Source organism: Streptomyces sp. NPDC034084, assembly GCF_055575535.1.
Window position 1 is genome coordinate 177,004 of record NZ_JBVISK010000004.1, and the last position, 20,681, is coordinate 197,684.

Below are 20,681 nucleotides of genomic sequence, written 5' to 3' on the forward strand. Positions count from 1 at the left end.
TCGCTCTGTTGACGGAACGAGGAGGCGGCCGAGATGAAGACGACGAGTCGGGTGGAAGCCGATGGCTTTCTGCGCGCACCCTTCGCCTGGTACGGGCTCGACGAGGCGTTCACCGGCCCGCGCCGGCTGATGCAGGTCGGCACGGCGGCGGACGGCACCGTGCAGCACGGCTCCATGGGCCACGGTGACGAGCCGTCGATAAAGTCCGAGGCGAACGGCGCGGAGAAGGAGCGTTTCGCCGTCGTCGTGACGGTCGCCGCGAACCCCGTCCGCCGCACCGGGGACGGCACGGGCGTCCTGGACGCCACCACGGTCTCCTCCGCCGCCTGGCTGGCCGGCTCCGGGCTCCTGGCCCACACCTGGCCCGCCTCGCTCGACCACGCGTTGCGGGACCACTGGCTGGACCAGCAGACGGAGACGGCGTTCGAGCTGGCCGACGACCTCGACGGGCCGGCCTGGTCCACCCTGTCGCTGCCCGTCGACGGCGTGCCCGTCTCCTTCCATTACCGGGAGACCGAGTTCGGGTGGGTCCTCGCGGGCTCCGCCGGGGACGTGCACATCGGGGCGTACGGGCGGGGGATGAGCGCGTACGGGCTGGGGTTCTCGCGGGTGAAGGACCTGACCGCGTACGGCGCCTGAAGACGACGAAGGGCGCCCCCACCAAGGGGGCGCCCTTCGTCATGCCGTACCGGACCGGGCGGTCTCAGAACTTGTTGCGCGGCGTGATGCCCAGGCTCATGCCCGACAGGCCCCGCTGGCGGCCACCGAGCTTGCCGGCGATCGCGCGGAGGGCCGCGCCCGCCGGGGAGTCGGGGTCGGAGAGGACGACCGGCCTGCCGTCGTCGCCGCCCTCGCGGAGCCGTACGTCGATCGGGATCGAGCCGAGGACCGGGACCGTCGTGCCCGTGGTCTGGGTCAGGCCGTCCGCGACCTTCTGGCCGCCGCCCGTGCCGAACACGTCGACCATCTCGTCGCAGTGCGGGCACGGCAGACCCGCCATGTTCTCGACGACGCCGACGATCTTCTGGTGCGTCTGGACGGCGATCGAGCCGGCCCGCTCGGCGACCTCCGCCGCCGCCTGCTGCGGGGTCGTGACGACGAGGATCTCCGCGTTCGGCACGAGCTGCGCGACCGAGATCGCGATGTCACCGGTGCCCGGCGGAAGGTCGAGCAGGAGGACGTCCAGGTCGCCCCAGTACACGTCCGCGAGGAACTGCTGGAGCGCGCGGTGCAGCATCGGGCCGCGCCACACCACCGGCGCGTTGCCCGGGGTGAACATGCCGATGGAGATGACCTTCACGCCGTTCGCCGACGGCGGCATGATCATGTTCTCGACCTGGGTCGGACGGCCGTCCACGCCCAGCATCCGCGGCACGCTGTGCCCGTAGATGTCGGCGTCGACGACACCGACCTTCAGACCGTCGGCGGCCATCGCCGCCGCCAGGTTCACGGTCACGGAGGACTTGCCGACACCGCCCTTGCCGGACGCCACCGCGTACACCCGGGTCAGCGAGCCCGGCTTCGCGAAGGGGACCTCGCGCTCGGCGCTCGTGCCGCGCAGCGCCGCCGCCAGCTCCTTGCGCTGCTCGTCGCTCATCACGTCCAGCGAGACGTCGACGCCGGTGACACCCTCGACACCGGAGACGGCCTCGGTCACCCGCTGGGTGATGGTCTCGCGCATCGGGCAGCCGGAGACGGTCAGGTAGACCGTGACGGCGACCTTGCCGTCCGGTTCGATCTCCACCGACTTGACCATGCCGAGCTCAGTGATCGGCTTGTTGATCTCAGGGTCGTTCACCGTCGCCAGTGCTGCGAGCACCGCGTCTTCCGTAGCCATACCGACGATGGTACGGCGCCGACCACGGGCCCATGAAAGGGCTGTCAACGGTCGGGTACGTCACTTCCCCGGTCCTCGCCGGACGGGAATAGATCCCGGCGCTCCTCCAGCTCCTTGATCAGGTCCTGGAGCTCCGAGCGGATCCAGTCGCGGGTCGCGACCTCGCCGAGGCCCATCCGCAGCGCCGCGATCTCCCGGGTCAGGTACTCGGTGTCCGCGATCGACCGCTCGTTCTGCTTCCGGTCCTGTTCGAGGTTGACCCGGTCCCGGTCGTCCTGCCGGTTCTGGGCGAGCAGGATCAGCGGCGCCGCGTACGAGGCCTGCAGGGACAGCGCGAGCGTCAGGAAGATGAACGGGTACTCGTCGAACTTCAGCGGCCCCGGCGCGAAGATGTTCCACAGCACCCAGACGACGATCGTCAGGGTCATCCAGACCAGGAACCTGCCCGTCCCCAGGAAGCGGGCGATCCGCTCCGAGAGCCGCCCGAAGGCCTCGGGGTCGTACTCCGGAAGCAGCCGGGACCGCCGCTCGCGCGGCAGGTCGAGCCGGATGCGGGGCACGGACCGCTCCCGCTCGCGCTCCCGGTCCTGCGTGCGCTCAGCCGCCATGCCCCGCCCCCTCCTCGTGGAACTCGGTCTCCCGCCAGTCGTCCGGCAGCAGGTGGTCGAGCACGTCGTCGACGGTGACCGCGCCGAGCAGCGAGCCGCCCTCGTCCACCACGGGCGCCGCGACCATGTTGTACGCGGCGAGATAGCTGGTCACCGCCGGCAGCGGGGTGTCCGGGCCGAGCGGCGGCAGATCGCTGTCCACGAGCGAGCTGACCAGCGTGAACGGCGGGTCGCGCAGCAGCCGCTGGAAGTGCACCGTGCCCAGGTACTTGCCGGTCGGCGTCTCGTCCGGCGGCCGGCACACGTACACCTGCGCGGCGAGCGCCGGGGACAGGTCCTGCTGGCGGACCCGGGCCAGCGCGTCCGCGACGGTCGCGTCCGGGCGCAGCACGATCGGCTCGGTCGTCATCAGACCGCCCGCCGTCCGCTCCTCGTACGCCAGGAGCCGCCGCACGTCGGCCGCGTCGTCCGGCTGCATCAGCGTGAGCAGCCGCTCCTGGTCCTCCTCGGGCAGCTCGGACAGGAGGTCGGCGGCGTCGTCCGGGTCCATCGCCTCCAGGACGTCGGCGGCGCGCTCCTCCTTCAGCTTGCCCAGGATCTCGACCTGGTCGTCCTCCGGCAGCTCTTCGAGGACGTCGGCGAGCCGGTCGTCGTCGAGGGCGGCGGCGACCTCGGCGCGCCGCTTGGGCGAGAGGTGGTGCAGGGCGTTGGCGAGGTCGGCGGGGCGCAGCTTCTCGAAGGTGGCGAGCAGGCTCTCGGCGCCCTGCCCGTGCTCCTCCAGGGAGAAGCCGGTCACGGCCGACCACTCGACGGTCAGCGTCTCGCCCTTGCGGCGCAGCGCCCCGCCCTTGCCGCGCCGGACGAAGACCTTGTCGATCTCCCAGTCGCGGCGGGCGGGCAGCTGCTGGATGGCGACGTCGAGGACGGTGACCTCCTCGCCCGACTCGACCAGCGTCACCCGCCGGTCGAGGAGTTCGCCGAGGACGAGCCGCTCGGTGGGGCGCTGCTCGAAACGCCGCATGTTGACGACGCCGGTGGTGATGACCTGGCCGGAGGCGACTCCGGTGATCCGGGTCATGGGGACGAAGACCCTGCGGCGGCTCAGCACCTCCACGACCATGCCGAGCAGCCGGGGCGGCCTGCGCCCGACGCGGAGCATGGCCACGAGGTCGCTGACGCGGCCGACCTGGTCGCCGACCGGGTCGAAGACGGGGACTCCGGCGAGATGGGAGACGAAGATCCGGGGGGCGCCTGCCGCCATGCCACGCGCCTCCTGGGTGCCGCACGATTCGAGTCGTCGCAGAGCTGTGCCGGTCATGGCAGAGCTTTGCCTGGTTCAGGCTAGCCCGTGGCGTTCCGCGCCGCCCCGGCAGTGCCTCCGTACGGCTGCCTGCGGGGCCCGCCACCTGTCCCGGGTACGCTGCGGTCTGCCGTTCCCCCCATCGGCCCCGGCACCGGACCCGGCCCTTCCGCCCGGCCGGGACGCGGCCGCCCCCGGCATCCCCGTACGGGCCGCGCCCGTCGCCCCCCACGACACGAGAGGCAGCGCAGATGACCGTTCGTACCCCGTCATCGCGTATCCGCAGGGCGGTCACGCCCCTGGCGCTCTGCGCCGGACTGACGGTGGGACTCACGGCCTGCGCCGCCGACCCGGACGAGGGGACGAACGGCGTGGGGAGACTCTCCGCGCCCGAGATCGAGCGCAAGGCGCAGACCACGGCGGACGCCGCGAAGGCCGTACGGCTGTCCGGCACCCTGGTCAGCAAGGGCGACACCTTCAAGCTGAACATGCGCCTCAAGCAGGACGGCGCCACCGGCTCGGTGACGACGAAGAACAGCACCTTCGAGCTGCTCCGGGTCGGCGACGCGCTCTACCTCAAGGCGGACGCGGGCTTCTGGGCCCACGACTCCAAGGGGGGCGACACGCCGTCGGAGGCCGACTCCGAGGCCGCCGACACGCTCGACGACAAGTACGTGAAGGTCCCGCAGGGAGACCCCTCGTACAAGCAGCTGCGCGGCTTCACCGACATGGGGACGCTCCTCGACGGGCTGATCGGCCTGCACGGGGAGAAGGTCAAGGGCGACCGCGATCAGATCGGCGGCGTCCGCACGGTCAAGGTCAAGGGCGGCGCCGACGGCGAGGGCGGCACGCTCGACGTGGCCCTGGACGGCGAGCCGTACCCCGTGCAGTTCGCGCGGGGCGGGGGAGCGGGTGTCGTGGTGCTCTCGGAGTGGGACAAGGACTTCCCGCTCACGGAGCCGTCGAAGGAGGAGACCCTCGACTACGGCAGGCAGCTGCCGCGTACCTAACGCTTCCGCTTGCGGAAGAGCAGCTTCGGCAGCGCGGCCGGGACGGGACGGCGGGTGTTCGCCGACGTCGGCAGCGGTACGGCGGCCAGGGAGCCGTCCGGCAGCTCCGTGGTCGAGGACGTCGGATCGAGCCGCACGACCCGGCACTCGCGCGCCCAGCGCCCCGGCATGGCCTCGCCGTCGGGGGCGTTGAGCCGCTTGCCCTTCAGCTCGGCGACCGCCGCCTCCCACTCCTCCGTCCCGGGGGAGAGTTCGCGGACCGCGGCGGTCCAGGCGACGAGCCGGCCGCCCTTGTCCTTGCTGCGGACGGTCACCTCGGCCGTACCGCCGTCGACGAGACCCGGCAGCGGCTGCTCGCCGGGGCCGTCCCCGACGACGTGCGCGGCGCCGTCGTGCCAGACGTGCCAGAGCGCGCGGGCGGGCCCCGTGCCGCGCACCCACACGAGGCCGGACTTCTTGGTGGCCTCCTCGACGAGGGCGGGCCCGAGCAACTCTTCTGTCATGGCCCGAAGCCTAGCGGGCGGGCTCCTACAGCCAGCCGTTGCGCTTGAGCGTGCGGTGGATGGTGAAGCAGACCGCGATGATGCCGGTGAGCACCATCGGGTAGCCGTACTTCCAGTGCAGCTCGGGCATGTGGTCGAAGTTCATGCCGTACACGCCGCAGACCGCCGTGGGGACGGCGACGATCGCCGCCCACGAGGTGATCTTGCGCATGTCCTCGTTCTGCGCGACGGTCGCCTGCGCCAGGTTGGCCTGGAGGATCGAGTTGAGGAGCTCGTCGAAGCCGACGACCTGCTCCTGGACGCGGGCGAGGTGGTCGGCGACGTCCCGGAAGTACTTCTGGATGTCGGGGTCGACCAGTCGCATCGGCCGCTCGCTCAGCAGCTGCATCGGGCGCAGCAGCGGGGTGACCGCCCGCTTGAACTCCAGTACCTCGCGCTTGAGCTGGTAGATCCGGCCGGTGTCGGCGCCGCGCGTGGAGCCCTTCGCGGGCGGCGAGAAGACGTCGATCTCGATCTGGTCGATGTCGAGTTCGACCGAGTCGGCGACCGCGATGTAGCCGTCGACGACGTGGTCGGCGATGGCGTGCAGGACCGCGGACGGGCCTTTGGCGAGGAGCTCCGGCTCGCCCTGGAGGCGGTGGCGGAGGTTCCGCAGGGAGCCCTGGCCGCCGTGCCGGACGGTGATGACGAAGTCGGGACCGGTGAAGACCATCACCTCGCCGGTCTCCACGACCTCGCTGGTGGCGGTGAGCGCGGCGTGCTCGACGTAGTGGATGGTCTTGAAGACGGTGAAGAGGGTGTCGTCGTACCGCTCCAGCTTGGGCCGCTGGTGGGCGTGGACGGCGTCCTCGACGGCGAGCGGGTGCAGCCCGAACTCGGCGGCGATACCGGCGAATTCGGCCTCGGTCGGCTCGTGCAGCCCGATCCAGGCGAAGCCGCCGCTCTCCCGCACCTGGTGCATCGCGCCGCGCGGCGTGAGGCACTCGCGGTCGTCGACCCGCCGCCCGTCGCGGTAGACGGCGCAGTCGACCACGGCGGTGGAGGCCGAGTGGTCGCGGGTGGGGTCGTACGAGGTGTACGTGGTGGGGGTCTTGCGCAGGGAGTGCCGCAGGCTCGGGCGGACGGCGGCGGTCAGGTCACGGATCATCGACATGGGCGTGCTCCTTCACGGATCGGCCGTCGGCGCGAAGCGTGGCGCAGCCCGGAATGGGGACGGGGAGGTACGTCGTCCACAAAGCGGGCGGCACCCGAGGGGCGCGGTGACGGCGGTCGCTACAGACAGGGGAAAGCGAAGGATGCTCTTCCGTCGAGCGAGATGCCGGAGAGGCGGGTCCGTGCCGGACCCGGACGTCACCGGAGGGAGCGCACCGGGCGGGGGTGCGGAGCGGCGGAAGAGCGGCTGGTACTGCCCGACCGACTTCGGTCCATCGCAGTCCCACCTCCTCCGGCCGGTCCCCTGTCGGGGATGACGTGTGACGAGCAGTCGGGAATCCCGACCAGTGGCCAACACTATCAGCCGACAGAGGGTCAATCCCTTCCTTTGCCCGTTCCATACGCGATCTATGCTCCCCACATGGGAGAAGTTCTTGCACTGGTCGAGGCCCGGCTGCGGACGGCGCTCGGCGAACCGGACGCGCGGGCCGCGGTGACCTTCCTCGGCACGGACCGGATCGAGGTGCTGCGCTTCGTCGACGGCGACCTCGTGCGGTACGCGACCCTCGGGATGTCCGCGCAGCCGATGGCCGATCCGACCTCCGCGCTCGCCGACCCGGTGAAGGGGCCGCGCGCGGAGCTCGTCCTCACCGTACGGGGCGGGCTCGCCGACACCGACAAGGTGCTGCGCCCGCTCGCGGTCCTCGCCGCCACCCCGCAGGTCGAGGGCGTGATCGTGGCTCCGGGTGCCTCGCTCGACGTCGGCGACCCGCTCTGGCCCGGCGCGTCCTTCAGCTCGGTGCTGGTCGCCGAGTCGGGCGGACTGGTGGAGGACCTGGAGCTCGACGCGCCGATGGACCCCGTCCGCTTCCTGCCGCTGCTGCCGATGACGTCGAACGAGGCGGCGTGGAAGCGGGTGCACGGGGCGCAGGCCCTGGAGGAGCGCTGGCTGGCACAGGGGACGGACCTGCGCGATCCGCTGCGCAGGTCCGTGAGCCTGGACTGAGACCGCCGGACAGGTCCTGGTCGGCGAAGACGCCGACGCCGTCCTCCGTGGCGTGCTGCGGGGCCGGCTCCTCGGCCTCGGCGGTGAGGGCGGTGCGGCGGACCCGGACGATCAGGGCGCCGAGGACCGCCGCCACGCCGGCCATCACGAATGCCCGGGGCGCAGGGGCGGGCCGGACGGGTGATCGTTCGTGGGCGTCCTTGACGCGGGGCGGAAGAGCTAGGACCGTTGAGCCCTATGAGGGGCGAACCCAGTTGTCCGAAGTGCGGTGGCCGGGTCAGGGCGCCCGGACTCTTCGCCGACTCCTGGCAGTGTGACGTGCACGGCTCGGTGCACCCGCTCCAGCCCGTGATCCCGCCCAGCGTCGAGGGCCTCGGGGTCGTGGTGCACCGCTCCCAGGTCCCGGTGTGGATGCCGTGGCCCCTGCCCGTCGGCTGGCTCTTCACCGGCGTCGCGTACGCCGGGGACGACCGCAGCGGCGGACGCGCGACGGCCGTCGCCTGCTCGGGGCCCGGCCCGCTCGGCGGGATCGGCGAGCTGCTCCTGGTCGCCGAGGAACTCGGCGTCGGACTCGGCGCGCGGTACGCCGGCATCGACGGACTCGATCCCGGCTCCGGCATGGCCATCGACAAACCCGCCCAGGCGAAGGTGCTCGCCGCCGGGCGGCCGACCCCGCTCTGGCACGTCAGCGGCGCCCCGCAGGACCGCGCGGTCTTCGCGGGCGAGGCGCGCGGCCTGTGGCTGTGGGCGATCGTCTGGCCCGAGCAGTCCGGCCTCCTGATGTACGACGAACTCGTCCTGACGGACCTGCGCGACGCGGGAGCCGAGGTCGACCTGCTGCCCTGCGGTGCGCTCACCCCGAGGCTGCTCGGCTAGGGGGATCCGGGCCCGCGCTGCCGAGCCGGGACCCGCGCTGCGCCCGGTGACGTTCCGTACGGGCGTGTTCGATTCGCCCGTTATGCTGGAGCGTCCCCTCGTCCGTGCCGAGTCCCAGGAGTACCGCGTCGTGCGCATCGATCTGCACACCCACTCCACGGCCTCCGACGGTACGGACTCCCCGGCCGAGCTCGTCCGGAACGCGGCCGCCGCCGGTCTCGACGTCGTCGCGCTCACGGACCACGACACCACCCGCGGCCACGCCGAGGCGATCGCCGCCCTGCCCGAGGGGCTGACCCTCGTCACCGGGGCCGAGCTCTCCTGCCGGATGGACGGCATCGGGCTGCACATGCTCGCGTACCTCTTCGACCCTGCCGAGCCGGCGCTCCTCGCCGAGCGCGAGCTCGTCCGCGACGACCGGGTGCCGCGCGCCCGCGGCATGGTCGGCAAGCTCCAGGAGCTCGGCGTCCCGGTCACCTGGGAGCAGGTCGCCCGGATCGCCGGCGACGGCTCCGTGGGCCGCCCGCACGTCGCCGAGGCGCTCGTCGAGCTCGGGGTCGTACCGGACGTGTCCGGCGCGTTCACGCCCGAGTGGCTCGCCGACGGCGGCCGGGCGTACGTCGAGAAGCACGAGCTCGACCCGGTCGACGCGATCCGCCTCGTCAAGGCGGCCGGCGGGGTCACCGTCTTCGCGCACCCGCTCGCCGTCAAACGCGGCCAGGTGCTGTCCGAGGCCGCGATAGCCCGGCTCGCCGAGGCCGGACTCGACGGCATCGAGGTCGACCACATGGACCACGACGAGGCGACGCGGGCCCGGCTGCGCGGGCTCGCGAAGGAGCTGGGTCTGCTGACCACGGGCTCCAGCGACTACCACGGCAGCCGCAAGACCTGCCGCCTCGGCGAGTACACCACCGACCCCGAGATCTACGGCGAGATCACCCGCCGCGCGGCGGGCGCCTTCCCGGTCCCGGGTGCGGGGGGATCCGCCGCCTGAGGCCTCCCCGGCGGACCGGGGCCGGTATCCGGCCCTGACCCCCGGGCCCGCTGCGCGGGCCGTTCGGGGCGGTCCGTGCCGTGCTGCGTCCCGGTTCGCCGGCGTGGCCGCGCGGCCCGACCCGACTCCGCTCTCAGGCCGCCCCACTTCCTGGTCCGCCCCCGTACGGCTCCGCACCGTGCGCGGGTGGCTTCTTCGTTGCCCTGTCGCCGGAATCCCGCATTCCGGCCCGTACGGGTACACCCCACCGTTCCACCTCTCCCACAAGGCACCCCACCGTGTTCGACGTCGCCGTCTTCGGCTCGCTGTTCCTGACCCTCTTCGTGATCATGGATCCCCCCGGGATCACCCCGATCTTCCTCGCCCTCACCTCCGGCCGTGCGGCCAAGGTGCAGCGCCGGATGGCCTGGCAGGCCGTCGCCGTCGCCTTCGGCGTCATCACCGTCTTCGGTCTCCTGGGCCAGCAGATCCTGGACTACCTGCACGTCTCCGTCCCCGCCCTGATGATCGCGGGCGGTCTGCTGCTGCTGCTCATCGCGCTCGACCTGCTCACCGGCAAGACCGACGAGCCCAAGCAGACCAAGGACGTCAACGTCGCCCTGGTCCCGCTGGGCATGCCGCTGCTCGCCGGGCCGGGCGCGATCGTCTCGGTGATCCTCGCCGTGCAGAACGCCGACAGCGTGGCCTCACAGGTCTCCGTCTGGACCGCCATCGCCGCCATGCACGTCGTGCTCTGGCTGACCATGCGGTACTCGCTGCTGATCATCCGGGTCATCAAGGACGGCGGCGTCGTCCTGGTGACCCGGCTCGCCGGCATGATGCTCTCCGCCATCGCGGTGCAGCAGATCATCAACGGCGTCACCCAGGTGATCCAGAACGCCTGAGCCGGCGCCCGGAACGCCCCCGGACACCACTGCGCCCCCGTACGGATTCCGCTCTTGCGAAGTCCGTGCGGGGGCGCGGTGCGTGGGGTGGACCCGGCCGGTTACGAGGCCGAGGTCTCTGCGGGGCGGATCCAGATGCGCTGGCCGACCGAGGCGGCCTGCTGCACGATCCGGTTGACGGAGGCGGCGTCCACGACGGTCCGGTCGACGGGCGTGCCGTCGATGTCGTCGAGTCGCAGGATTTCGAAGCGCACGGGCTTCTCCCTTCGTCTGAGTTGATCCTCCTGATGGAGAACTGCGTTACGTACGGGTCCAACGACGTGCACCCTGCAAACATTCCTTACGCTAAGGAAAATTTTCGGATGGCTAACTACCGGCAGGTGGGAGGGTGTGGCGACCGGGCCCGGAGCGGCGGACAATGAGCCCCGTATGAACGACGCAGACACCTCCCACGTGACCGATACCGAAGCCCGCCTGCACGCGCTCGACGCCCGCCTGGAGCGCACCAATGAGCTCCTGCAGCGGATGCTGGCCGAGGTGGCCAAGACCCCTTCTACCCACGCCATCTTCGTCGACGCGGGTTACGTCCATGCTGCGGCCGGGTTGCTGGTTGCGGGCACCGAGGACCGGCGCTCCTTCGACCTCGACGCCGAGGGGCTCATCGAGGCCTTCATCGACACCGCCCGCGCGATCTTCGCGGACAGCAGGCTGCTCCGGGTCTACTGGTACGACGGCGCCCGCCGCCGGATCCACACCTCCGAGCAGCAGGCCATCGCCGAGCTCCCCGACGTCAAGGTCCGCCTCGGCAACCTCAACGCCAACAACCAGCAGAAGGGCGTCGACTCCCTGATCCGCACCGACCTGGAGTCCCTCGCCCGGCACCGCGCCATCAGCGACGCCGCCCTCGTCGGCGGCGACGAGGACCTCGTCTCGGCCGTCGAGGCGGCCCAGGGCTACGGCGCCCGCGTCCACCTCTGGGGCATCGAGGCCGCCGAGGGACGCAACCAGGCCGAGGCGCTGCTCTGGGAGGTCGACAGCCAGCGCACCTTCGAGCTCGACTTCTGCCGCCCGTACGTCACCCGCCGCCCCGTCACCACGTACGAGAACGAGGGCGAGCCGCCGCCCTCCCGCGAGGAGGTGCGCTTCGTCGGCGCCCAGATCGCCGCGACCTGGCTCGCCGAACAGGGCCGGGACCGGCTCGCCGAGCTCCTGCCGGCCGCGCCCTATCTGCCGGGACCGGTCGACCAGGACCTGCTCGTCGAGGCGGAGCGCCTGCTCAGCCGCTCACTGCGCGGCCACGCCACGCTCCGGCGCTCGCTGCGCGACGGCTTCTGGCAGCACCTCAAGGCGCAGTACTGATCCCGGCGGGGGTACTTCCCGAGGCGGCGGCCGTGCGCTCCCAGAAGGCGGTGAGGCGGTCCGTCAGCTCCTGGGGGTGGGACACGTTGGGGGAGTGGCCGGCGCCCGCCACCACCGTGTGGAGCGCCCCGGCGCGGGCCGCCGCCGCCGCGAGGTCCGCCGGCGCCCAGACCATCTCGTCCGCCCCGTACGCGATGTGCAGCGGGACGCGCAGGGCGGCCAGCTCCTCCGTACCGTCCTGACGATCCAACAGCAATCTTCCCGCGCCCGCGAGTTGGGCGATGCGGGTGCGCATCCAACGCCGTCGGAGGAAGCCCGCGAGCTCCGGTGTGTCACCGGTGGCCGGCTCGTCGCCCCGGCTGTCCAGCCAGCACATCGCCTGCCACACCCGCTCCTTCGGCAGCACCGCGAGCGCGGCGCGCAGCACCCGCACCCGGATCCGCTGCGGACGGGCGACCCGGCCGGGGCCCGACGAGAGCAGGGTGAGCGAGCGGAAGGCGTCCGGCGCGAGGGCGGCGGCGGCGCGGGCCACCAGGCCGCCGAACGAGTGGCCGACCAGGTGCACGGGACCGTCCCCGAGCGCCGCGGCCTGTGCCACCGCGTCGAGCGCGAGCGCCCTGCGGCGGTAGGCGGCCCGGCCCCGGGGGCCCGGGGTGTCGTTCTGGCCGCGCCCGTCCACGGCGACCGCCCGGTACCCGGCCTCGCTCAGCGGGCCGAGCAGCGCGAGGAAGTCCTCCTTGCTGCCGGTGTACCCGGGCAGCAGCAGCACCGTGCCCCGCCGCTCGCCCGCGGGCTCCGTGTCGACCACGGCGAACCGGCCGCGCGCGGTCTCCAGGCGGCGGGCGCGGGTGCGGGGCGGCAGGACCAGGGAACGGGGCTTGCTCATATCTGGACTGTAACGGCGCCCGCCGGAGACGGCCGCGCGGCCCGGTCCCTGGGCAGGGACCGGGCCGCGCGGGCGGTACGGGACGGGGATCAGCCCTCGGGCTGAGCCACCGCCTTCTTGGTGGTGCGGCGGCGCGGAGCCTTGGGGGCCTCCTCGGCGACCGGGGCCTCGGCCTCGGCGGCCTTCTTGGTCGTACGGCGGCGGGCCGGAGCCTTCGGCTCGGTCTTCGGCGCGGAGGCCTCGGGAGCCTCGGCGGCGACCGCCTTCTTCGTCGTGCGGCGACGGGGAGCCTTGGGGGCCTCCTCGGCCACCGGCGCGACGGCGGTCTCAGTGGCCTCGGCGGTCTCGGCGACCGGTTCGGCCACGGCCTTCTTCGCCGTGCGGCGGCGCGGGGCGGCCTTCTTCGGGGCCTCCTCCGCCGGCGCCTCCTGCGGTGCCTCCGCCGCGACGGGCTCGGTGACCGGAGCGGTCGCCTGGGCGACGACGATGACCTCGGCGGTCGTCCCGGCGGCCACCGGGGAACCGGCGGGCCGCGTGGCCGCACGACGGCGGCGCGGGGCGGGCTGCTCCGCGACCGCAGCGGCGACCGGCTCGGGGGCCGGGGCCTCGGCCACCGGCGCCTCGGCGGTCACCGGCGAACCGGCGGGCCGACGGGCGGTGCGGCGACGGCGCGGACCGGGTACCTCGGCGACCGGGGTCTCGGCGACGGGCACCTCGACGACGGGCTCGGCCACCGGGGCGGCGGCGGGCGTGACGGCGGCCTCGGTCACCGGCTCCGCGACGGCCTTCTTGGCCGTGCGACGGCGCGGGGCCTTCTTCGGCTCCTCGGCGGCGACCGGGGCGGCCTCGGCGACCGGCGCCTCGACGTTCCGCTTGGCCATCAGGGCGACCGCGGCGGTCTCGGGCGTCTGGAACGACACGGTGTCCTCGACCGGCCGCGCCACCCGGGGACGGCGGCGGCGCGGGGCCGGAGCCGGGGCCGCGGGGGCCCGGTCGACCGGAGCGGCCGGCACGGCCTCCGGACGGGCGGCGCGAGCACGGCGACGGGGGGCCTTCGGTTCCTCGGCGACGGGGGCCTCGACGACGGGAGCCTTCTCGGCGGCAGGGGCCTCGGCGACCGGCGCCTCGACGGCGGCCGGGGCTTCGACGACGGGGGCCTTCTGGGCGGCAGGGGCCTCGGCGACCGGCGCCTCGACGGCGGCCGGGGCCTCGGCGGCCGGAGCCGTAGCGGGCGCCTGGGCAGTGGCCGTGACCGGCGCGGAACCCGGGGCGCCGACGCGGGTGCGACGGCGACGGCGGGGCGTGCGCGGGCCCGACTCGGTGGAGGTCTCCTCCGCCGCGGTCTCGACGGCCGCGGTCTCGACGGCCGGGGCCGCCGACACCGGGGCGTCGGCGGACTCGCCGCCGCCGCGGGTACGGCGACGCTGGCGCGGGGTCCGGGTGCGCTCCGGGCGCTCCTCGGTCTTCTCCGCCGCCTTCGGGGCGCGTCCGCGGCGTCCGCCGGGCTCGCCCAGGTCCTCGAGCTCCTCCGCGCCCAGACCCGCGCGGGTCCGCTCGGCGCGGGGCAGGACACCCTTGGTGCCCGCCGGGATGTCCAGCTCCTCGAAGAGGTGCGGGGACGAGGAGTACGTCTCGACCGGGTCGTGGAAGTCCAGGCCGAGCGCCTTGTTGATGAGCTGCCAGCGCGGGATGTCGTCCCAGTCGACCAGCGTCACGGCCGTGCCCTTCGCCCCGGCGCGGCCGGTGCGGCCCACGCGGTGGAGGAAGGTCTTCTCGTCCTCGGGGGACTGGTAGTTGATGACGTGGGTGACGCCCTCGACGTCGATGCCGCGCGCGGCGACGTCGGTGCAGACGAGCACGTCGACCTTGCCGTTGCGGAAGGCGCGCAGCGCCTGCTCGCGGGCGCCCTGCCCGAGGTCGCCGTGGACGGCGCCGGAGGCGAAGCCGCGCTTCTCCAGCTGCTCGGCGATGTCGGCCGCCGTGCGCTTGGTGCGGCAGAAGATCATCGCGAGCCCGCGGCCGTTGGCCTGCAGGATGCGGGAGACCAGCTCCGGCTTGTCCATGTTGTGCGCGCGGTAGACGTGCTGCTTGATGTTGGCGACGGTCACGCCCTCGCCGTCGGGCGAGGTGGCGCGGATGTGCGTCGGCTGCGACATGTAGCGGCGGGCCAGACCGATGACCGCGCCCGGCATGGTCGCCGAGAACAGCATGGTCTGCCGCTTCGCCGGAAGCATCTTCATGATCTTCTCGACGTCGGGCAGGAAGCCCAGGTCGAGCATCTCGTCGGCCTCGTCGAGGACGAGGACCTTCACGTGCGAGAGGTCGAGCTTGCGCTGGCCGGCCAGGTCGAGGAGACGGCCGGGGGTGCCGACGACGACGTCGACGCCCTTCTGCAGCGCCTCGACCTGCGGCTCGTACGCCCGGCCGCCGTAGATGGCGAGCACACGGACGTTGCGCACCTTGCCGGCGGTCAGCAGGTCGTTGGTGACCTGCTGGCACAGCTCGCGGGTGGGGACGACGACGAGCGCCTGCGGGGCGTCGGTCAGCTGCTCGGGCTTGGCGCGGCCGGCCTCGACGTCGGTCGGGACGGTGACGCGCTGCAGGATGGGGAGGCCGAAACCGAGGGTCTTGCCCGTGCCGGTCTTGGCCTGGCCGATGACGTCGCTGCCGGTGAGGGCGACCGGGAGGGTCATCTCCTGGATGGGGAAGGGGTTGACGATGCCGACGGCCTCAAGGGCTTCGGCCGTCTCGGGAAGGATTCCGAGGTCTCGGAAAGTCGTAGTCAGGGTGCTGCCTCTTCTGTGAGACGCGGCGCGAGGCGAACGAAGGGGGTCGTACCGTGCCGGGATCTTCCGGGGGGATCAGGGGAGATCACCGCCGGGTGGCGCGGGACCACTGCCGTCGCTCGAGCGTCGAACCGCTGAGGGTGACCCTTCCGCGGGTCCGCCGGAAGGGCTGTCGGGCCGGAGCCGATCGGGCCACCGACCGGGCATCCTCATTCATGAGTCGGCCCACCGAATACGTCCGAACACGCGAAAACATGTCCGCATACTCAGCAGGCGCCTTACCACTGTACCCCGGATTCGCGCATGTGTGTCGGGAGAAATCGCGATGAGTGCACGGTCACACTGACTGGCCAGGGCCTTACCGGGCCGCGCGAGCGGGCTATTGTGCGCTCCATGGAGACGCCTGACAACGCCACACCCACCGGGATCGCCGCCAAGGACTGGGCGGAGGCTTCCGCCGAGCCGCAGTACCGCGCCGCCGTGATCGACCTCCTCGGCGCCCTCGCCTACGGAGAGCTCGCTGCCTTCGAGCGGCTCGCCGAGGACGCCAAGCTGGCGCCGACCCTCGCGGACAAGGCGGAGCTGGCGAAGATGGCCTCGGCCGAGTTCCACCACTTCGAGCGGCTGCGGGACCGCCTCGCGGCCGTCGACGCCGAGCCGACCTCGGCCATGGAGCCCTTCGCGAAGGCGCTCGACGACTTCCACCGCCTGACCGCGCCGTCGGACTGGCTGGAGGGCCTGGTCAAGGCTTACGTGGGCGACTCGATCGCCAGTGACTTCTACCGGGAGGTCGCGGCCCGGCTCGACTCGGACACGCGCGCACTCGTCCTCGCGGTGCTCGACGACACCGGGCACGGCAACTTCGCGGTGGAGAAGGTCCGCGCGGCGATCGACGCCGATCCGCGCGTGGGCGGCCGGCTCGCGCTCTGGGCGCGCCGTCTGATGGGCGAGGCGCTCTCCCAGGCCCAGCGGGTGGTCGCCGAGCGCGACGCGCTCTCGACGATGCTGGTCGGCGGTGTGGCGGACGGCTTCGACCTGGCGGAGGTCGGCCGGATGTTCTCGCGGATCACCGAGGCGCACACCAAGCGCATGGCCGCCCTGGGCCTCGCGGCCTGAGGCGGTCCGCCGCGCGGCCCGGCGTGCCGGGCGGTCTCGCGGCCTGAGACGGTCCCGGCGGGTGCGCCGGTCAGACGGTGGCTGATCGGCGCAGTCTGCGTGAGGCCGGGCGGATCAGCAGCGAGAGCAGCACCGCCGCCACCGCCACCGCGCCGATCAGGGTGGCGAGGAAGTGACCCGGGCCGAGCGCCCCGTGCGTCACGAGGGCGCCGAAGACGCCGCCGAGCGTGCCCGTGGTGAGGACTCTGCCCCGTACGGGGAGGCGGTCGGCCAGCCGCTGGACCGCGGCCCAGGCCAGAGCGAAACCGAGCAGGGCGGAGCCGAGGACTTCCAAGAACACGGCGGATCACCTCGCGAGGGGTGCGGGGCGGGTGGTGCGGTCAACAGCCGTCCTACCCCCGGCGTACGGAACGCAATCCTCCCGTACCGCCTGACGTGGGAGTACAGGCATACGAAAGGCCCGGTGGACCGAAGCGGTCCACCGGGCCTTCCCGTCAGATCCGGGGCTCAGAGCGCGCCGAAACCCACGCGGCGCACGGCGGGCTCGCCGAGCTCCACGTACGCGATCTTCTCAGCCGGAACGAGGACCTTGCGGCCCTTCTCGTCCGAGAGGCTGAGCAGCGGTGCCTTGCCGGCCAGCGCGTCGGCCACCGCGCGCTCGACCTCCTCGGCGGACTGCCCGCTCTCCAGAACGATCTCCCGGGGTGCGTGCTGCACGCCGATCTTGACCTCCACGGCTATGTCCCTCCGAACGGTCAGCGTTGCGCGAATACCCGCGCCGTACGCTGCACACATTAGCCCGGTGAGGGGACCCGCACGGGTCAGCCGCCGCACGCCAGGAGCGAACAGCCTCCGGGAGCGAAGGGCTCAGTGGCCCTCGGCGCTCAGCTGGCCGTCCACCGGATGCAGCGGGAAACCCGCGATACCGCGCCAGGCGAGCGAGGTGAGCAGACCGACCGCCTTGTCGCGGGGGATGGCGGACTCGCTCGACAGCCAGTAGCGGGCCACCACCTGCGAGACCCCGCCGAGGCCGACGGCGAGCAGCATCGACTCGTCCTTCGACAGGCCGGTGTCCTCGGCGATCACATCGGAGATGGCCTCCGCGCACTGCAGGCTGACCCGGTCCACGCGCTCGCGTACGGCGGGCTCGTTCGTCAGGTCGGACTCGAAGACGAGGCGGAACGCGCCGCCCTCGTCCTCGACGTACGCGAAGTAGGCGTCCATCGTCGCCGCGACCCGGAGCTTGTTGTCCGTGGTGGAGGCCAGTGCCGTGCGCACGGCGAGCAGAAGGGACTCGCAGTGCTGGTCGAGCAGGGCGAGGTACAGCTCCAGCTTCCCGGGGAAGTGCTGGTACAGCACCGGCTTGCTGACGCCGGCCCGCTCGGCGATGTCGTCCATGGCGGCCGAGTGGTACCCCTGGGCGACGAAGACCTCCTGGGCCGCGCCGAGCAGCTGGTTCCGTCGGGCACGTCGCGGCAGGCGCGTGCCCCGAGGGCGTGCTGCCTCTGTCTGCTCGATGGCGCTCACGCGGCCTCCCACAAATCGATCCATGCGCGCTGTCGCGCCGCGCCGCCATCGTACTTTTGGGTAACGCGGCTGTGCTCGGTGCGACCGCAGAATTTCACGGACCGGACGCCCCGGTCGACAGTCGATTCAACATTAAACCGAACAAAACAGCGGGAGCCGTGTGCTCAGCGGTAGTCGTCCTCGTCAAGAGTGACGACACGCGCCTGTTCGGACGCGTCGGCCTCGTTCGCCGAGTCACGTTCGACATGCGTGGGCTCCTCGTCCTCCCGCTGCTGCAGTTCGGTGTGCTGCTCGGCAGCGTCGGCCTCCGGGATTTCCTCGTCCAGCACAACGTCCTCTTCCTCGATGAATGTGTCCGGGTCGCTCGGATCGACAGTCATGCGGTTCCTTCCGGGGTGCGGGTCGCGGTGCTCCCCATGGCCCTCCCTCCGAGCCTAGGAGCCAACGCGCCCCGCCGCATCACGCACCTGTGACCGCACCCACACCCGCCCGCGCGTGATCGTCTCGTAATATTGCGGCCATGTCCTCGACCGAGCTGCCGGAAACCCGGACCGTCGCCGCACCACCCGGGGCGCGGGCCCGCACCGTACGGGTCGCCGACGGCGAGGAGCTCCGCTCCGTCGCGCTGCCCGGACTCACCCTCACCGTGCGCGCGCGACCGGGGAACCGGCCCGGTCTGGCGCCCGCGCTGTACGTCCACGGCCTCGGCGGCTCCTCGCAGAACTGGTCCGCCCTCATGCCGCTGCTCGCGGACCTCGTCGACGGCGAGGCGGTCGACCTGCCCGGCTTCGGCGACTCCCCGCCGCCCGACGACGGCAACTACTCGGTCACCGGGCACGCCCGTGCCGTCATCCGGCTCCTGGACGCCGCCGGACGCGGACCGGTACACCTCCTCGGCAACTCGCTGGGCGGCGCCGTCGCCACCCGGGTCGCCGCCGTCCGGCCCGACCTGGTCCGCACCCTCACCCTGGTCTCCCCGGCCCTCCCCGAGCTGCGCGCCCAGCGCACCGCCTGGCCGACGGCGCTGCTCGCGGTGCCCGGCGCGGCCTCCTTCTTCGCGAGGCTCACCAAGGACTGGACGGCCGAGCAACGGGTCCGGGGCGTCCTCTCCCTCTGTTACGGGGATCCCGGCCTGGTCACCGACGAGGGCCTCCGGCACGCCGTCGAGGAGATGGAGCGGCGCCTGGAGCTCCCCTACTTCTGGGACGTCATGGCGCGCTCCTCGCGCGGCATCGTCGACGCCTACACCCTCGGCGGACAGCACGGGCTGTGGCGGCAGGCCGAACGGGTCCTGGCCCCCACCCTCCTCGTCTACGGCCGGCGCGACCGGCTCGTCTCGTACCGGATGGCCCGGAGGGCGGCCGCCGCCTTCCGGGCCTCGCGCCTGCTGACCCTTCCCGAGGCGGGGCACGTGGCGATGATGGAGTACCCGGAGACGGTCGCCCAGGCCGTCCGGGACCTGATCGCCGATCACGGCGGGAGCTGATCCGGGGCGTGGGACGACACAGTCGCAAGGGCGCAGCGCCCTCGGTGGCCGACACCGGACCGCAGCCGGTGGCCGAAGCGGTCCCGGAGGCGGTCCCGGCGGGGCCGCCGCCGGGGACGGGCCGCCGCCGCAGGACGACGACCAACAGCGGGGGTCAGGAGGGGACGCCGGATTACGGGACCCCGGCACAGGGCACGCCGAGGCCCCGGACTCCGGCGCAGGGGACCCCGCGCCACGGCACCCCCGCGCACGGCACCCCCGTGTTCGTCGGCGGGGCCCCCGACACCCCCGCGCACGGGACGCCCGCGCAGGGTGTCCCCGTCCACGGCACGTCCGTACGGGGCGGGCACCCGCAGCATGACGAGGCCTCGCGCCCCGGGGCCTACCGTCCCCGGCACGGCGCTTCCCGGACCGCCGTGCCCGAACAGGCCGGTCCCGGGGCGCTGTTCGTGCCCGCGCCCCGCCACGAGAGCGCCGACGAGGAGCCCGGGACGGAGGCTCCGGCCGGCGCGGGCGGTCTCGGGCGCACCCTCACCGGAGTCGCGGCCGCCGCCATCGCCACCGTCCTCGCCGTCGTCGTGGCCGGACAGGCCACCGAACGGGACGAGATCCCGGCCGCCACCCGCGCCGCCGGGCCGGCCGAGCGGCCCGCGGACGAGACCTCCGCCTCGCGCTCCGACGACCGGGTCGTCCCGGCGAAGCCGGTGCCCGTCGCCGTACCGCCGACGTACGAGCAGCTGATGACCCGGCAGTTCCCGATCGACCCGAAGCTGCAGGGATCGGGGGAGTTCGAGGCCGTGCCGGGCCTGCAGAAGGCGCCCGGCAAGGGGCGGCTGATCCGCTACCGGGTCGACGTCGAGAAGGGGGTCGGCCTCGATCCGAAGCTCTTCGCCGACGCCGTGCAGAAGACCCTCAACGACAAACGCAGTTGGGCCGGTCAGGGCGCGATGACCTTCGAACGGATCTCCAGCGGCGAGCCGGAGTTCGTGATCACCCTCGCCAGTCCGGGAACGACCGGCAAATGGTGCGCGAAGTCCGGGCTCGATACCACCGTCGACAACGTCTCCTGCGACTCGGCCTCCACGCAGCGCGTGATGATCAACGCCTTCCGCTGGGCGAAGGGCTCGGAGACCTTCGGGCCGAAGGCGATGTACGCCTATCGCCAGATGCTCATCAACCACGAGGTCGGGCACCGGCTCGGCCACGGGCACGTGAACTGCAGCACACCGGGTGCGCTGGCTCCCGTGATGCAGCAGCAGACGAAATCCCTGGACATCGACGGGATCAAGTGCCGCCCCAACCCGTGGGTGTACCCAACGAGTTGACGGTTGGTCCGATCGTGGGACGTCCG

General features: G+C 72.8%; 22 protein-coding genes. 10 read left to right on the forward strand and 12 right to left on the reverse strand.

Annotated features, from left to right (window positions below; all coding sequences use genetic code 11):
* Nucleotides 1-33 precede the first annotated feature (33 nt).
* The gene (locus ACZ51I_RS15945) at nt 34-639 is read left to right on the forward strand and encodes a hypothetical protein (protein WP_468875982.1); all 606 of its coding nucleotides are present in this window, start codon (nt 34-36) and stop codon (nt 637-639) included.
* 64 nt (nt 640-703) lie between these two features.
* Here ACZ51I_RS15945 and ACZ51I_RS15950 read toward each other — a convergent pair whose 3' ends face one another.
* From ACZ51I_RS15950 to ACZ51I_RS15960, 3 genes are read right to left on the reverse strand one after another with little or no spacing between them, the layout of a single operon-like run.
* On the reverse strand, nt 704-1,837 hold the full coding sequence (locus ACZ51I_RS15950; protein ID WP_468875984.1) for an Mrp/NBP35 family ATP-binding protein: 1,134 nt from the start codon (nt 1,835-1,837) through the stop codon (nt 704-706).
* A gap of 44 nt (nt 1,838-1,881) precedes the next feature.
* Entirely contained in the window at nt 1,882-2,445 is a 564-nt protein-coding gene (locus tag ACZ51I_RS15955) for a DUF1003 domain-containing protein (protein WP_468875986.1), read from the reverse strand.
* Complete coding sequence (locus ACZ51I_RS15960; RefSeq protein ID WP_468875988.1) at nt 2,435-3,706, reverse strand: magnesium transporter MgtE N-terminal domain-containing protein; 1,272 nt, start codon at nt 3,704-3,706, stop codon at nt 2,435-2,437. The genes ACZ51I_RS15955 and ACZ51I_RS15960 overlap by 11 nt, the downstream gene beginning before the upstream one ends.
* A gap of 290 nt (nt 3,707-3,996) precedes the next feature.
* Between ACZ51I_RS15960 and ACZ51I_RS15965 the strand changes: the two genes are divergently transcribed.
* Complete coding sequence (locus ACZ51I_RS15965; RefSeq protein ID WP_468875990.1) at nt 3,997-4,755, forward strand: hypothetical protein; 759 nt, start codon at nt 3,997-3,999, stop codon at nt 4,753-4,755.
* Here ACZ51I_RS15965 and ACZ51I_RS15970 read toward each other — a convergent pair.
* Together ACZ51I_RS15970 and ACZ51I_RS15975 are read right to left on the reverse strand one after the other, a co-directional pair.
* Complete coding sequence (locus ACZ51I_RS15970; protein ID WP_468875992.1) at nt 4,752-5,258, reverse strand: hypothetical protein; 507 nt, start codon at nt 5,256-5,258, stop codon at nt 4,752-4,754. The genes ACZ51I_RS15965 and ACZ51I_RS15970 overlap by 4 nt on opposite strands.
* 25 nt (nt 5,259-5,283) lie before the next feature.
* A complete protein-coding gene (locus ACZ51I_RS15975; RefSeq protein ID WP_468875994.1) occupies nt 5,284-6,411 on the reverse strand; it encodes a magnesium and cobalt transport protein CorA in 1,128 nt (375 codons plus the stop codon).
* Nucleotides 6,412-6,831: 420 nt separating this feature from the next.
* Here ACZ51I_RS15975 and ACZ51I_RS15980 point away from each other — a divergent pair, with 420 nt between their 5' ends.
* The 4 genes from ACZ51I_RS15980 to ACZ51I_RS15995 all read left to right on the forward strand — a co-directional run bounded on the left by ACZ51I_RS15980 (nt 6,832) and on the right by ACZ51I_RS15995 (nt 10,170).
* Nucleotides 6,832-7,416 (forward strand): suppressor of fused domain protein, encoded by a 585-nt coding sequence (locus ACZ51I_RS15980; RefSeq protein ID WP_468875996.1) that lies wholly within the window; start codon nt 6,832-6,834, stop codon nt 7,414-7,416.
* 237 nt (nt 7,417-7,653) lie between these two features.
* Nucleotides 7,654-8,292, forward strand: a complete 639-nt coding sequence (locus ACZ51I_RS15985; RefSeq protein WP_468875998.1) for a DUF6758 family protein — start codon at nt 7,654-7,656, stop codon at nt 8,290-8,292.
* A 130-nt stretch (nt 8,293-8,422) separates the two neighbouring features.
* Nucleotides 8,423-9,286 carry a PHP domain-containing protein gene (locus ACZ51I_RS15990; RefSeq protein WP_468876835.1) on the forward strand — a complete coding sequence of 288 codons (864 nt, stop codon included), beginning with the start codon at nt 8,423-8,425 and terminating at the stop codon, nt 9,284-9,286.
* Between the two features lie 278 nt (nt 9,287-9,564).
* Nucleotides 9,565-10,170 carry a MarC family protein gene (locus ACZ51I_RS15995; protein ID WP_468876000.1) on the forward strand — a complete coding sequence of 202 codons (606 nt, stop codon included), beginning with the start codon at nt 9,565-9,567 and terminating at the stop codon, nt 10,168-10,170.
* A gap of 101 nt (nt 10,171-10,271) precedes the next feature.
* On the opposite strand, the gene ACZ51I_RS16000 is transcribed toward ACZ51I_RS15995, so the two are convergent.
* Nucleotides 10,272-10,424, reverse strand: coding sequence for a hypothetical protein (locus ACZ51I_RS16000; RefSeq protein ID WP_190154918.1), 153 nt, complete (start codon nt 10,422-10,424; stop codon nt 10,272-10,274).
* A 175-nt stretch (nt 10,425-10,599) separates the two neighbouring features.
* Here ACZ51I_RS16000 and ACZ51I_RS16005 point away from each other — a divergent pair, with 175 nt between their 5' ends.
* Nucleotides 10,600-11,529 carry an NYN domain-containing protein gene (locus tag ACZ51I_RS16005; protein WP_468876003.1) on the forward strand — a complete coding sequence of 310 codons (930 nt, stop codon included), beginning with the start codon at nt 10,600-10,602 and terminating at the stop codon, nt 11,527-11,529.
* Here the strand turns inward: ACZ51I_RS16005 and ACZ51I_RS16010 are convergent.
* Nucleotides 11,513-12,415: an alpha/beta hydrolase gene (locus tag ACZ51I_RS16010; protein ID WP_468876005.1), complete on the reverse strand. Its 903-nt coding sequence runs from the start codon at nt 12,413-12,415 to the stop codon at nt 11,513-11,515. The two genes, ACZ51I_RS16005 and ACZ51I_RS16010, sit on opposite strands and share 17 nt — an antisense overlap.
* 89 nt (nt 12,416-12,504) lie before the next feature.
* Nucleotides 12,505-15,108, reverse strand: a complete 2,604-nt coding sequence (locus ACZ51I_RS16015; RefSeq protein WP_468876007.1) for a DEAD/DEAH box helicase — start codon at nt 15,106-15,108, stop codon at nt 12,505-12,507.
* Between the two features lie 486 nt (nt 15,109-15,594).
* Between ACZ51I_RS16015 and ACZ51I_RS16020 the strand changes: the two genes are divergently transcribed.
* Nucleotides 15,595-16,317 (forward strand): ferritin-like fold-containing protein, encoded by a 723-nt coding sequence (locus tag ACZ51I_RS16020; protein WP_468876009.1) that lies wholly within the window; start codon nt 15,595-15,597, stop codon nt 16,315-16,317.
* A 70-nt stretch (nt 16,318-16,387) separates the two neighbouring features.
* Here the strand turns inward: ACZ51I_RS16020 and ACZ51I_RS16025 are convergent, their stop codons facing one another.
* From ACZ51I_RS16025 to ACZ51I_RS16040, 4 genes are all read right to left on the reverse strand, one after another.
* Nucleotides 16,388-16,657, reverse strand: coding sequence for a hypothetical protein (locus ACZ51I_RS16025; RefSeq protein ID WP_468876011.1), 270 nt, complete (start codon nt 16,655-16,657; stop codon nt 16,388-16,390).
* Nucleotides 16,658-16,824: 167 nt separating this feature from the next.
* On the reverse strand, nt 16,825-17,052 hold the full coding sequence (locus ACZ51I_RS16030; protein WP_468876013.1) for a DUF3107 domain-containing protein: 228 nt from the start codon (nt 17,050-17,052) through the stop codon (nt 16,825-16,827).
* Nucleotides 17,053-17,184: 132 nt separating this feature from the next.
* Entirely contained in the window at nt 17,185-17,844 is a 660-nt protein-coding gene (locus ACZ51I_RS16035) for a TetR/AcrR family transcriptional regulator (RefSeq protein ID WP_073809023.1), read from the reverse strand.
* A 164-nt stretch (nt 17,845-18,008) separates the two neighbouring features.
* Nucleotides 18,009-18,224, reverse strand: a complete 216-nt coding sequence (locus tag ACZ51I_RS16040; RefSeq protein WP_468876015.1) for a hypothetical protein — start codon at nt 18,222-18,224, stop codon at nt 18,009-18,011.
* 140 nt (nt 18,225-18,364) lie between these two features.
* Here ACZ51I_RS16040 and ACZ51I_RS16045 point away from each other — a divergent pair, with 140 nt between their 5' ends.
* Both ACZ51I_RS16045 and ACZ51I_RS16050 read left to right on the forward strand, forming a co-directional pair.
* Nucleotides 18,365-19,330 (forward strand): alpha/beta fold hydrolase, encoded by a 966-nt coding sequence (locus ACZ51I_RS16045; RefSeq protein WP_468876017.1) that lies wholly within the window; start codon nt 18,365-18,367, stop codon nt 19,328-19,330.
* 8 nt (nt 19,331-19,338) lie between these two features.
* Nucleotides 19,339-20,655, forward strand: coding sequence for a DUF3152 domain-containing protein (locus ACZ51I_RS16050; protein WP_468876019.1), 1,317 nt, complete (start codon nt 19,339-19,341; stop codon nt 20,653-20,655).
* Nucleotides 20,656-20,681 lie beyond the last annotated feature (26 nt).

Bases quoted from the DNA above. Each gene is read 5' to 3' on its own strand.
- ACZ51I_RS15975 (WP_468875994.1), bottom strand. From the start codon at position 6,411: ATGTCGATGATCCGTGACCTGACCGCCGCCGTCCGCCCGAGCCTGCGG.
- ACZ51I_RS16010 (WP_468876005.1), bottom strand. From the start codon at position 12,415: ATGAGCAAGCCCCGTTCCCTGGTCCTGCCGCCCCGCACCCGCGCCCGC.
- ACZ51I_RS15965 (WP_468875990.1), top strand. From the start codon at position 3,997: ATGACCGTTCGTACCCCGTCATCGCGTATCCGCAGGGCGGTCACGCCC.
- ACZ51I_RS16015 (WP_468876007.1), bottom strand. From the start codon at position 15,108: ATGACCCTCCCGGTCGCCCTCACCGGCAGCGACGTCATCGGCCAGGCC.
- ACZ51I_RS15945 (WP_468875982.1), top strand. From the start codon at position 34: ATGAAGACGACGAGTCGGGTGGAAGCCGATGGCTTTCTGCGCGCACCC.
- ACZ51I_RS16005 (WP_468876003.1), top strand. From the start codon at position 10,600: ATGAACGACGCAGACACCTCCCACGTGACCGATACCGAAGCCCGCCTG.
- ACZ51I_RS16045 (WP_468876017.1), top strand. From the start codon at position 18,365: ATGTCCTCGACCGAGCTGCCGGAAACCCGGACCGTCGCCGCACCACCC.
- ACZ51I_RS15980 (WP_468875996.1), top strand. From the start codon at position 6,832: ATGGGAGAAGTTCTTGCACTGGTCGAGGCCCGGCTGCGGACGGCGCTC.
- ACZ51I_RS15950 (WP_468875984.1), bottom strand. From the start codon at position 1,837: ATGGCTACGGAAGACGCGGTGCTCGCAGCACTGGCGACGGTGAACGAC.
- ACZ51I_RS15955 (WP_468875986.1), bottom strand. From the start codon at position 2,445: ATGGCGGCTGAGCGCACGCAGGACCGGGAGCGCGAGCGGGAGCGGTCC.
- ACZ51I_RS16020 (WP_468876009.1), top strand. From the start codon at position 15,595: ATGGAGACGCCTGACAACGCCACACCCACCGGGATCGCCGCCAAGGAC.
- ACZ51I_RS16040 (WP_468876015.1), bottom strand. From the start codon at position 18,224: ATGACTGTCGATCCGAGCGACCCGGACACATTCATCGAGGAAGAGGAC.
- ACZ51I_RS15960 (WP_468875988.1), bottom strand. From the start codon at position 3,706: ATGGCGGCAGGCGCCCCCCGGATCTTCGTCTCCCATCTCGCCGGAGTC.
- ACZ51I_RS15970 (WP_468875992.1), bottom strand. From the start codon at position 5,258: ATGACAGAAGAGTTGCTCGGGCCCGCCCTCGTCGAGGAGGCCACCAAG.
- ACZ51I_RS15985 (WP_468875998.1), top strand. From the start codon at position 7,654: ATGAGGGGCGAACCCAGTTGTCCGAAGTGCGGTGGCCGGGTCAGGGCG.